This is a genomic window from Burkholderia sp. LA-2-3-30-S1-D2 (genome assembly GCF_001523915.2).
GTDB lineage: Bacteria > Pseudomonadota > Gammaproteobacteria > Burkholderiales > Burkholderiaceae > Burkholderia > Burkholderia diffusa.
On the sequence record NZ_CP013384.1, the window covers coordinates 792,810 to 804,237 of the forward strand.

An 11,428-nucleotide genomic window follows, 5' to 3' on the forward strand; every position below is an offset into this window, starting at 1 on the left:
GCCAGGCGCCGGCGTAGCGGTGCGGCGTCAGCTGCCGGCCGGGCCGGCGGGGTCGACCGGCGTGCCTTCGACGGTCTGGCGTGCTTCGTCGACGAGCATCACGGGGATGCCGTCGCGGATCGGGTAGGCGAGCTTGTCCGCGTTGCAGATCAGCTCCTGCGCGGCGCGGTCATAGTGGAGCGGGCCTTTGCAGATAGGGCACACAAGGATTTCAAGCAGGCGAGCGTCCACGGAGTTTCTCCACAACGAGGGCAATGAGGCGAGGATCGAGCGCGGCTTCGACGGGGACGACCCACAGCCGAGCGTCGCGCCAGGAAGCGCCCAATTTTACTGCATCCTTCTCGGTGATCAGGATCGCATCGACCGCGTCGTCGACGAACGGATTGTCGGGGAACGCGTAGTGGTCGGGCAGCGCACGCGTCGCCGGCGCGAGGCCGGCCGCGCGCAGCGTCGCGAAGAAGCGTTCCGGCGCGCCGATGCCGGCCGCGGCGAGCACGCGCTCGTTCGCGAACTGCGACAGCGGACGGCGCAGCGCCGGCTGGTCGAGGTGCCACGCGGCGCCCGGCGTGAGCGCGAGCGCATAGGTGTCGGGCCACGGCGGCAGCGCGCCGCTGTACGGATCGTTGACGAGCGTCGCGTCGCGGTGGCGCGACAGCGGCTCGCGCAGCGGCCCGGCCGGCAGCAGAAAGCCGTTGCCGCCGAGGCGGTGGTCGAACACGACGAGCTCGACCGTCCGTGCGAGACGGTAGTGCTGGAGGCCGTCGTCGCTGACGATCACGTCGACGTTCGGGTGCGCGGCGCGCAGCGCCTGCGCGGCCGCGACGCGGTCGGGGCATACCCACACGGGCGCGCCGGTGCGGCGCGCGATCAGGAGCGGTTCGTCGCCGGCCGCGCTCGCGCGCGATGCGGGCGTGACCGCGATGGGTGCCTTCACGTTCGCGCCGTAGCCGCGCGACACGACGCCCGGCGTGAACCCGGCCGCGCGCAGCGCGTCGACGAGCGCGATCACGGTCGGCGTCTTGCCGGTGCCGCCGACGGTCACGTTGCCGACCACGACGACGGGCACGCCGACGTCGACCGGTTGCTTCCAGCCCTGCGCGTAGGCCGTGCGGCGCAGCGCCGCGCACAGGCCGAACACGCAGGCGAACGGCGTGAGCGCCCAGGCGAGGGCGCCGCGTCGCTGCCATTCGCGCGTGAGGCGTGCTTCGAGCCGCGCGAGCGGGCCGCCGGGCGCGCTCATCGGGCCGGACGCGGCGCGTCGTGCGCCGCGGCGTGGGACGGATTCATCAAGACGGATTCTCCGTTGGGCGGCGCATGCCGCAAGGTCTTCGGAAGGCGGCACTCTAGCGCGCCGCACGCGGGCGCGGCAAGCGCGGCCGGGCGACGCATCCGATGGGTGCGGATCGGAGCGGGTTGTGGATAACTCTGTGAAAAACTCCCCGCCCGTTCGCGTCAAACGCCCGTCGGATGGACATCGAATCGGCGTCGAATCAAACTGCAAGGTTTAAAAATATATAAAAATCAATGCGTTATGCGGAATTGTCTGGTTTTTTCCGAGGTTTTCAAGTGTTTTTGGCGGACGATTACCAGAGTGTGGACACCTTCGGCGTGTTGCATTGCGGGCGGGCGGTGCTGGACGTCGCGCGCGTGTCGGACTATCGTGTCGCCGCCAGCATTCATCCGACCGCCCATGCTTTCCGACTCTCCTTTTTCTGCTCCCGGCGCGACTCGCGGCGGCGACGAAGTGATTCCCGTTTCGGCGCTTAATCGCGCGATTTCGACGATGCTCGAGCGCTCGTTCCCGCTGCTGTGGATCTCGGGCGAAGTGTCGAATTTCACGCGCGCCGCCAGCGGCCACTGGTATTTCTCGATCAAGGACCAGCAGGCGCAGATGCGCTGCGTGATGTTTCGCGGTCGAGCGCAGTACGCGGAATTCACGCCGCGCGAAGGCGACCGGATCGAGGTGCGCGCGGTCGTCACGATGTACGAGCCGCGCGGCGAAGTGCAGCTCAACGTCGAAGCCGTGCGGCGCACGGGCCAGGGGCGTCTTTACGAGGCATTCCTGCGGCTGAAGGCGCAGCTCGAGGCCGAAGGGCTGTTCGCAGCCGAGCGCAAGCGGCCACTGCCGGCGCACCCGCGCGCGATCGGCATCGTCACGTCGCTGCAGGCCGCCGCGCTGCGCGACGTGCTGACCACGCTCGCGCGCCGCGCGCCGCACATTCCGGTGATCGTCTATCCGGCGCCCGTGCAGGGGGCCGGTTCCGCCGAAAAGCTCGTCGCGGCCGTGCAGACCGCGAACGCGCGGCGCGAGGTCGACGTGCTGCTCGTGTGCCGCGGCGGCGGGTCGATCGAGGATCTGTGGTCGTTCAACGACGAAGCGCTTGCACGTGCGATCGCGGCGAGCGAACTGCCGGTCGTCAGCGGCGTCGGCCACGAAACCGATTTCACGATCGCGGACTTCGCGGCCGACCTGCGCGCGCCGACGCCGACCGGCGCGGCCGAGCTCGCGAGTCCGCAGCGCGCGTTGCTGTTGCGCGAGGTTGCCGACCGGCAGCGCGCGCTCGCGCGCAGCCTGGAGCGCGGGCTCGAGCAGCGTGCGCAGCAGCTCGACTGGCTCGCGCGCCGGCTCGTCAGCCCGGCCGAACGGCTGCAGCGGCAACGTACCCACGTCGAACAGCTGGCGGTGCGGCTTGCATCGGCGGCGTCGCGGCCGGTGCGCGACGCGCGTGCGCGTTTCGCGCTCGCGCAGTTGCGCTGGCAGCGCGCGCGGCCCGACCCGGCGCAGGCGCGTCAGGCCCTCGCCGGACTGTCGCAACGTCTGGCGGTGGCGATGCAGCGCCGACACGAGCGCGATACCGCGCGCGTGTCGGCCTGCGCGGCGCGGCTCGAGGTGCTGAGCCCGCAGCGCACGCTCGAGCGCGGCTATGCGGCGCTGATCGACGCGCAGACCGGCCGCGCGGTGCGGGCGCCGAGCGCGCTGAAGCCGCAGCGCCGACTCACCGTGCATCTCGCGGAAGGCTCGGCTGACGTGTCGCTCGCCGACGTGCAGCCGCGGCTGACCGACACGATCTGACGATGACGGCGTAAGCGAAACGAAGGTCGCGCGCCCGGCGTTCCGGGTGTATCGAACGCCGGGCGCGGGAACGGATGCTGCGCATCGCCGTCTCGTCCTGCCGGATGAAGCGCCAGCGGCGATTTTCTGCATACCGCGGATAAATGCCCGTGAGTTTGCGGGGATATTCGGACTCGCCTACAATCGGACGCTCGGCAGCATTCAACACAGCCTCCCTACATACTCAACGAAGGAATCGCCATGGCTCATACGCTCCCGCCGCTCCCGTACGCTGAAGACGCACTCGCGCCGACCATCTCGAAAGAGACGATCGAGTACCACTACGGCAAGCATCACCAGGCATATGTGACGAACCTGAACAATCTGATCCCGGGCACGGAATTCGAAAACCTGTCGCTGGAAGAGATCGTGAAGAAGTCGTCGGGCGGCATCTTCAACAACGCCGCGCAAATCTGGAACCACACGTTCTTCTGGAACAGCCTGTCGCCGAACGGCGGCGGCGCACCGTCGGGCGCGCTCGGCGACGCGATCAATGCGAAGTGGGGTTCGTACGACGCATTCAAGGAAGCGTTCACGAAGGCCGCGGTCGGCACGTTCGGTTCGGGCTGGGCATGGCTCGTGAAGAAGGCCGACGGTTCGCTCGACATCGTCTCGACGAGCAACGCCGCCACGCCGCTGACGACGGCCGACAAGCCGCTGCTGACGATCGACGTGTGGGAGCACGCGTACTACATCGACTACCGCAACGCACGTCCGAAGTTCGTTGAAGCGTTCTGGAACATCGTGAACTGGGACTTCGCAGCGAAGAACTTCGCGTAAGTCCGGGCATCCCGCGCCTCTGCGGCGCGCGGCATCCCCCAAAAAAAGCCCTCGTCACGAGGGCTTTTTTGTTTTGATCGGGCATGAATCGACGCGCAGCATTCCCCCGATCAGACGATCATCCCCGACAACCAGCCGAGCGCCGCGCTCACGATCACGACGGCCCACGGCGGCACGCGCCAGAACACGAGCGCGACGAACGCGACGAGCGCGGCAGCGAAGTCGCGCGGCGACACGATCGTGTCGCTCCACACCGGATGATAGAGCGCGGCAAGCAGCAGCCCGACGACCGCCGCGTTCACGCCCGCGAGCGCGGCCTGCATACGCGTGCTGCGACGCAGGCGTTCCCAGAACGGGGCAGTGCCCGCGACAAGCAGGAACGACGGCGCGAAGATCGACACCAGCGCGATCGTCCCGCCGAGCCAGCCGTTCGGCGCGTCGCGCAGCAACGCACCGAGGAAGGCCGAGAACGTGAAGAGCGGCCCCGGTACGGCCTGCGCGACACCATAGCCGGCCAGGAATGCCGAGTCGCCGACCCAGCCCGGCGCGACGACGGCCGCTTGCAGCAGCGGCAGCACCACGTGGCCGCCGCCGAACACCAGCGCGCCGGTGCGGAAGAATGCATCGACGACGGCGAGTGTGTTCGAGTGGAGCGCGCTTGCCGCGACCGGCAACACGACGATCAGCGCGGCGAACAGTACCAGCCACAGCAGCCCCGCGCGGCGCGACACGTGCAGCGGCAACGGCTCGTGGGCGCCGCGCTCGGGCTGCGGCAGCAGCATGAGACCGGCGGCGCCTGCCGCGACGATCACGACCACCTGCAGCCACGCGGCCGGGACGAGCAGCGCGATGCAGGTCGCGATCGCCATCAGCGTGACGCGGCGCGCATCCGGGCAAAGCGTGCGCGCCATGCCCCACACCGCCTGCGCGATCACCGCGACCGACACGATGCGCAACCCGTGCAGGGCGCCTGCCGCGACCGGCATGCCCGTCGCGTGGACGCCGAGCGCGAACAGCATCATCAGCAGCGCGGACGGCAGCGTGAAGCCGAGCCATGCGGCGAACATCCCCGCATAGCCCGCGCGCGACAGACCGATCGCCATCCCGACCTGGCTGCTCGCCGGCCCCGGCAGGAACTGGCACAGGCCGACGAGATCCGCATAGGCGCGCTCGGTCAGCCAGCCGCGTCGCGTGACGAACGCGTCACGGAAGTAGCCGAGATGCGCGACGGGGCCGCCGAACGACGTGAGGCCGAGCCGCAGGAATGCGACGAATACGGGCCACGCATGACGGGACGGGGTAGTGACGGTGGACGTGTTCAAGAGCGGATGCGGGGAGGGCGAACGAGCCGCCACGATAGCGCAATGCTATGACGGCGGGAATGCGGCGTTGCGACGATTTCGCGGCGGCGTCAGGGCGCCGTCACGGCGTACCGCCGGGCAGGCCGCTCGCGCGGCGCAGCGCGTCGACGTCGACGAGTTCGATTTCGCCGACATGCAGCCGCACGATGCCGTCGGCCTGCAGCGCCTTCAGCAGCTGGTTGGTGGTCTGCCGCGTGAGCGAGAGCATTGCCGCGAGCTTTTCCTGCGACATCCGGATGCGCGTGCGGCCGGCGCTGATCCCGCCGTAGCCGTCGGCGATCATCAGCAGTCGCGCGGCAAGCCGCTGCGCGGCCGGCATCACGCTCATCGATTCGACGGTCAGGAAGCTCAGCCGGAGCTTTTGCGCCATCAACAGCGCGAATTGCCGCCAGTATTGCGGTGTCGCGTCTAGCATCGCCACGAGCGCGGCCTGCGGGACGTGCAGCAGCAGCGTGTCGTCGAGCGCGATCGCATCGTGCGTGCGCGGTTGGCCGTCGAACAGCGCGATCTCGCCGAACCACGTGACGGGGTCGGCGACCGTCAGCAGCGCTTCCTTGCCCTGCGGATCGACCGCGCCTATGGTGAGGGAACCGGCCAGCACCGCATACAACCCGCACGGCGGGTCGCCGCGGCGGAACAGCGCCTGGCCGGCAGGCAGGTGCCGCAACGCGGCGCGGGCGAGCAGCGCCTCGCGCAACGCGGGCGGCAGCGCGGCGAACCACGGGTGCGCTTCGATCTGCGGCAGGTACGGGGCGAGCGGCGAGGGCATGGGCACGCGATGTCGGATAGCTGACAGAGGTTGTCGGGCGTGACGCGCATCATAGCGCTCGATGATCGTTCAGGAGACACCATGAAGACGCTCGAGGATCACCTTTCCCAGTATGCGGCCTACCATCGCGACGTGCGCAACATTGCGACGCATCTGGTCGGCATTCCGATGATCGTGTTCGCGGTCGAGGTGCTGCTGTCGCGGCCGGCGATCGGCGTGCTGGCGGGCGTCGCGCTGTCGCCGGCGCTGCTGCTCGCCGTGGCGTTCGCGGCGTTCTACCTGCGTCTCGACCTGCGCTTCGGGTTGGCGATGACCGCGCTGTTTGCACTCGGCCTGTGGGCTGCGCAGACGCTCGCGTTGCTGCCGACCGCGCAGTGGCTCGGGATCGGCGTCGGCGCGTTCGTGGTCGGCTGGATCGTGCAGTTCGTCGGACACTGGTTCGAAGGGCGCAAGCCCGCGTTCGTCGACGACCTGGTCGGCCTGATGGTCGGACCGCTGTTCGTCGTCGCCGAAGTCGCGTTCTTCGTGGGCCTGCGCGGCGACGTGCGCCGTGAAGTCGAGCGGCGCGCGGGCCCGGTCCACGGCGGCGTGCACTCGCATGTCTGACACGTCGGCCGCGCCGGTCTGCGTGTTCGGCGCGGGCGCGGTCGGCTGCTATCTCGGCGGCCGGCTCGCGGCGGCGGGGACGCCCGTCACGCTCGTCGGCCGCGCACGGATCGGCGACGCGATTCGCGCAAACGGGCTGACCCTGACAGACCGGCGCGGCCATCGCGCGACGCTCGCGCCGTCCGAGGTCGCATTCTCGACCGATCCGGCCGCCGCGGCCGCCGCGCGGCTCGTGCTTGTCGCGGTGAAGTCGGCCGCGACGCAGGACACTGCGGCGCAACTGGCCGACGTGCTGCGGCCCGGCACGATCGTCGTCAGTTTCCAGAACGGTCTCTACAACGCCGACGTGTTGCGCGATGCGCTGCCGCAAGCGACCGTGCTGGCCGGCATGGTGCCGTTCAACGTGATCGAACGCGGGCACGGCGCGTTTCACCAGGGCTCGGCCGGCGTGCTCGCGGCCGACGCGTCACCCGCGCTGCAGCCATTCGCCGGCGCGTTCGCCCGTGCCGGGCTACCGCTCGCGCTGCACCGCGACATGCGTGCCGTGCAGTGGGCGAAGCTGCTGCTGAACCTGAACAACGCGGTCAATGCGCTCGCGAACCTGCCGTTGCGCGACGAACTCTCGCAACGCGCGTATCGACGCTGCGTCGCGCTGGCGCAACGCGAAGCGCTGCACGTGCTGGCGCGCGCCGCGATCCGGCCCGCGCGGCTCACGCCGTTGCCGGCTGCCTGGATTCCCGCCGTGCTCGACTCGCCCGATCCCGTGTTTCGCGCGCTGGGCGGCCGGATGCTCGCGATCGATCCGCTCGCGCGTTCGTCGATGTCCGACGATCTCGCCATGCGCCGTGCGACCGAAGTCGAGTGGATCAACGGCGAGATCGTCCGGCTGGCCGCGCGCTTCGGTGCGCAGGCGCCGGTCAACGCGCAGCTGTGCGCGCTCGTTCACGACGCCGAAACCTCGGCATCGCGGCCCGCCTGGCGCGGCGATGCGCTGTGGGCCGAGCTGACCGCGCACGCGCATCGCGCGGGCGACATGAGGGCGGCATAACCCCGCGCTACACCACGCGCGATGCGCAACGGCTAAGATGCGGAGTGCGTCGCACGACAGGACGCGTATGCGGAGCAATCGCCATGGTGGATCGCCCGACTCTCGACGCCTACGAAGCCCATGCCGCGCAATACGCGCAGGACTGGCTCGACCAGGCCGCCCCCGACGACATGTATGCGCTGCTCGAGCAGTATTTCTCGCCGGGGCCGACCGCCGACGTCGGATGCGGCGCGGGGCGCGACACTGCGTGGCTCGCGTCGCAAGGATTCGACGTGCGCGGCTACGATGCGAGCGCGGCGCTGCTCGCCGAGGCTCGCTTGCGTCATCCGTCGCTGACGTTCGAACTGGCTGCGCTGCCGGCGCTCGCGGGCGTGCCGTCCGGCGCGTTTCGAAACGTGTTGTGCGAGACGGTCGTCATGCATCTCGAGCAGGCGGATGCCGCTGCGGCGGCCGCGCGGCTGGCTGCACTGCTGATGCCAGGCGGCACGTTGTACCTGAGCTGGCGGGTGGCCGGCAACGGCGCGTTGCGCGACGAGCGCGGCCGCTTGTACACACCGCTCGATTCGGCGCGCATGCATGCGGCGCTCGGCCCCGGCATGCACGTGATCGACGAGCACGAGGTGGTCAGCGCGTCATCCGGCAAGCGCGTGCATCGGCTGATCGCGCGCCGGGACGACGACGTCGATGGCGCCGCATGAGCGCGGCGCGCGAACTCAGTCGCGGTTGAGCGCCGCTTCCCAGTTGATGTCGACGCACAGCACCTGCATGCCGGTCGCGGCCGGCGCGGCGATCGATGCGGTCACGCACAGGTGCGCTTCGTTGATCGACAGGTACGGCGGCGTCAGATGCACGCGGCCCGGCGCGCGCATCGCATGGATGAAGTAGGGGCGACGCTCCCAGCTCGCGCCTTCCGAATGCAGCAGCGGCCGGAAGCGTTTGGCCCGCTGCGACACGCTGCCGCGCGCGAGCACGTTGTCGCCGATCTGGCGGCCCGATGCATCGAGCAGGAAGCAGCGCGCGGTTTCCGGCAACCCGAGCACGGCGCCGGCGGCGTCGATCAGCGGTTCGCCCGCGACGAGCTTCTGGCTCGCTTCCTCCAGCGCGGCGACATAAGGCGCGAGGCGTTCGGCCTGCGTGCGCTCGCGTTGCGCGACGCGCAGCCGCAACGCGGCCGACAGCGTATCCATGCAGCCGGCGGCGGCCTGCGGTTGCACGGGGTCGACGCTCGGCCCCGCGAAGTATTGCCCTTGCACGAAATCGACGTCACATTCGAGCGCGATCAGCGCGTCGCGCTCGGTCGAGAGCCCGCCCATCAGCACGAGCTGGCCGGATTCGTGCAGCAGCGACACGAGCCCCGGCAGCACGCGCTCGAGATGCGAGTGTTCGCTCGCCTGCGCGAGGATCCCGCGGTCGAGCGTGACAATGTCGGGATGCAGGTGCCACACGCGGTCGATGTTCGAATGTTTCGCACCGAAGCCGCCGAGCGCGATCAGGAAGCCGGCCTTGCGCAGGCCGTCGACGATCGCCGCATAGCGCGGCGTCTCGCCGCCTGCCTGCTCGGGCACTTCGAGCACCACGCGATGCGGCGGCAGGCCGAGCGCCTTCAGGTTCGCGAGCAGCGCGTCGCCGTAGACGGTGTCCATCAGCGCTGCCGGGTGCAGGCTCAGGAAGAGCCATTCGTCGTGACTGTCGAACGCGTGGAAGTTGCCGAGATGCAGCGATTCGGCGAGCCGGCCGAGCTCGAGCAGGTCGCCGCGCCGCGCCGCCTGTGTGAACACCTCGTGCGACGCGACCTGGCGGCTGTCCTCGTCGTGCGCGCGCAGCGACGCGTGGTAACCGATCGCGCGGCGGTGCGACACCGAGAAAACGGGCTGGAACACGCTAAACACGGTGTACGCACCGTACAGCACGGTGCGCCGCTTCCCGTCGTCGCCGGCGACGGGGCGGGGCGGCTGAAAGCCGGGTGGATCGATGTCGATCATGCTCATGATGTCGGCCGAAGGAAGACTGCCAGTTTACCTAGAGAATAGGCCAGCAAGAAGCATGCACGGCATCGGGCCCCGTGCCACGCCCCGTCGCGGTCGCCGGGTGCCGCACGGCGCAGCCATGTTGCACCGATATGGTGCGCGGCGCGCCGTCGTGGGGTTTCCCGGCACGGCGCGCGCGGTGCGTCACGCGCGCTCGGACGGATCGGTCTTGTGCTGCGCGCGGCCGCGGATCTCGGGCGCGAGCTGCGCGAAGATCCATGCGGACGCGGCCGTGATGATCCCGACGCAGACGAAGGTCGCATGGAACGCGGGCAGCGTGTTGCTCGGCGTCACCGTGCGCAGCATCCCGGTGAAGGTGGCCAGCAGCGCGCCCGCGACCGTGACGCCGAGGCTCATCGACAGCATCTGCACGAGCGAGAACAGGCTGTTGCCGCTGCTCGCGCCGCCGGTGCCGAGGTCCTTCAGCGTCAGCGTGTTCATCGCGGTGAACTGCATCGAGTTGAACCCGCCGAACAGCGCGAGATGGATGACCTTCACCCAGACGGGCACCGAGTCGCGCATCAGCGCGAAGCTTGCCATCATCACGCCGACCATGATCGTGTTCGCGAGCAGTACCTTGCGGTAGCCGTGCTGCGTGATCAGACGCGTGATGATCCGCTTCGAGAACATCCCGGCCGCCGCGACCGGCAACATCATCAGCCCGGCCTCGAATGCCGAATAACCGAGACTCACCTGCAGCAGCAGCGGAATCAGGTACGGCATCGCGCCGCTGCCGATCCGCGCGAACAGGTTGCCGAGCAGGCCCACGCTGAACGTGTGGATCTTGAACAGTTCGAGCGAGAAGATCGGCTGCGGCGCGCGCACCGCGTACAGCCCGTACGCGACGAAGCACGCAAGGCTCAGGATCAGCAGCACGAGCACGGCCGCGTGCTGCATGCCGAGATCGGCGAGCCCGTCGAGCGACAGCGAGATCGCGACCATCCCGATCGTCAGCAGCAGATAGCCCTTCAGGTCGAAGCGGCCGACGGCCGGGTTGCGCGAGTCGGGCATCGAGTAGAAGGTCGCGACGCAGCCGGCGATGCCGACCGGCACGTTGATCAGGAAGATCCAGTGCCACGACGCGATCTTCACGAGCCAGCCGCCAAGCGTCGGCCCGATCAGCGGACCGATCAGCCCGGGGACCGCGACGAACGACAGCGCGGCCAGGTAGCGCTCGGCCGGGAACGTGCGCAGCACGGCGAGCCGCCCGACCGGCAACAGCATCGCGCCGCCCACCCCCTGCACGACGCGGAACACGACGAGCTGCGACAGCGTATGCGCGTTCGCGCACAGCAACGAACCGAGCGAGAACACCAGGATTGCGCTGAAGAACACGCGCCGCGTGCCGAACGTGTCGGCGAGCCAGCCCGAGACGGGGATCATCACCGCCATCGTCAGCGAGTATGCGATCACGACCGACTGCATCCGCAACGGCGATTCGCCGAGGCTCGCGGCCATCGACGGCAGCGCCGTGTTGACGATCGTCGCATCGAGCGTCTGCATGAAGAAGCCCGTCGCAACGAGCCAGAGCATCACGGTGAGGTTCTTTTCGCCGGGAGCGGCGGCGGGCGGGCGTTGGAACATGGGGGCGGACCAGTGGCGCGGGACAGCCGCCATTGTAGGCAAAGCCGCCGTGGCGCGCAGGATCGGCGCGGGTGCGCCGGACGCCCGTCCGTCAGCCGACCGGTACAGTTCAGCCGAAAGTGTCTGCGGGCGTATCTGTCC

At 69.5% G+C, this 11,428-nt stretch carries 12 protein-coding genes; 6 read left to right on the forward strand and 6 right to left on the reverse strand.

Going from position 1 to position 11,428, the window contains the following annotated elements; translation table 11 throughout:
- Positions 1–27 precede the first annotated feature (27 nt).
- The gene (locus tag WS66_RS16300; RefSeq protein WP_006750935.1) at positions 28–231 is read right to left on the reverse strand and encodes a Trm112 family protein; all 204 of its coding nucleotides are present in this window, start codon (positions 229–231) and stop codon (positions 28–30) included.
- Positions 212–1,240, reverse strand: a complete 1,029-nt coding sequence (lpxK, locus tag WS66_RS16305) for a tetraacyldisaccharide 4'-kinase (RefSeq protein ID WP_059608000.1) — start codon at positions 1,238–1,240, stop codon at positions 212–214. Before lpxK ends, WS66_RS16300 begins: the two co-directional genes overlap by 20 nt.
- Positions 1,241–1,524: 284 nt before the next feature.
- On the opposite strand from lpxK, the gene WS66_RS33965 reads away from it, so the two are divergent.
- The 3 genes from WS66_RS33965 (at position 1,525) to sodB (ending at position 3,892) form a co-directional block, all read left to right on the forward strand.
- A complete protein-coding gene (locus WS66_RS33965) occupies positions 1,525–1,767 on the forward strand; it encodes a hypothetical protein (protein ID WP_162499694.1) in 243 nt (80 codons plus the stop codon).
- Positions 1,691–3,073, forward strand: a complete 1,383-nt coding sequence (xseA, locus tag WS66_RS16310; protein ID WP_059608001.1) for an exodeoxyribonuclease VII large subunit — start codon at positions 1,691–1,693, stop codon at positions 3,071–3,073. The genes WS66_RS33965 and xseA overlap by 77 nt, the downstream gene beginning before the upstream one ends.
- Positions 3,074–3,313: 240 nt before the next feature.
- Complete coding sequence (gene sodB / locus WS66_RS16315) at positions 3,314–3,892, forward strand: superoxide dismutase [Fe] (protein WP_044848579.1); 579 nt, start codon at positions 3,314–3,316, stop codon at positions 3,890–3,892.
- A gap of 110 nt (positions 3,893–4,002) precedes the next feature.
- Here sodB and chrA read toward each other — a convergent pair whose 3' ends face one another.
- The gene (gene chrA / locus WS66_RS16320) at positions 4,003–5,214 is read right to left on the reverse strand and encodes a chromate efflux transporter (RefSeq protein WP_059608002.1); all 1,212 of its coding nucleotides are present in this window, start codon (positions 5,212–5,214) and stop codon (positions 4,003–4,005) included.
- Positions 5,215–5,314: 100 nt separating this feature from the next.
- Positions 5,315–6,022 (reverse strand): Crp/Fnr family transcriptional regulator, encoded by a 708-nt coding sequence (locus tag WS66_RS16325; RefSeq protein WP_059608003.1) that lies wholly within the window; start codon positions 6,020–6,022, stop codon positions 5,315–5,317.
- Between the two features lie 81 nt (positions 6,023–6,103).
- Between WS66_RS16325 and WS66_RS16330 the strand changes: the two genes are divergently transcribed.
- The 3 genes from WS66_RS16330 to WS66_RS16340 all read left to right on the forward strand — a co-directional run bounded on the left by WS66_RS16330 (position 6,104) and on the right by WS66_RS16340 (position 8,374).
- Positions 6,104–6,628 carry an Mpo1 family 2-hydroxy fatty acid dioxygenase gene (locus tag WS66_RS16330; RefSeq protein WP_059608004.1) on the forward strand — a complete coding sequence of 175 codons (525 nt, stop codon included), beginning with the start codon at positions 6,104–6,106 and terminating at the stop codon, positions 6,626–6,628.
- Entirely contained in the window at positions 6,621–7,676 is a 1,056-nt protein-coding gene (locus tag WS66_RS16335; RefSeq protein ID WP_059608005.1) for a 2-dehydropantoate 2-reductase, read from the forward strand. The genes WS66_RS16330 and WS66_RS16335 overlap by 8 nt, the downstream gene beginning before the upstream one ends.
- Positions 7,677–7,759: 83 nt before the next feature.
- Complete coding sequence (locus WS66_RS16340) at positions 7,760–8,374, forward strand: methyltransferase domain-containing protein (protein ID WP_059608006.1); 615 nt, start codon at positions 7,760–7,762, stop codon at positions 8,372–8,374.
- Between the two features lie 15 nt (positions 8,375–8,389).
- Here the strand turns inward: WS66_RS16340 and WS66_RS16345 are convergent, their stop codons facing one another.
- Both WS66_RS16345 and mdtD read right to left on the reverse strand, forming a co-directional pair.
- Entirely contained in the window at positions 8,390–9,664 is a 1,275-nt protein-coding gene (locus tag WS66_RS16345) for an EAL domain-containing protein (protein WP_059608007.1), read from the reverse strand.
- 183 nt (positions 9,665–9,847) lie between these two features.
- Positions 9,848–11,287, reverse strand: a complete 1,440-nt coding sequence (gene mdtD / locus WS66_RS16350) for a multidrug transporter subunit MdtD (protein ID WP_059608008.1) — start codon at positions 11,285–11,287, stop codon at positions 9,848–9,850.
- Positions 11,288–11,428: the final 141 nt, after the last annotated feature.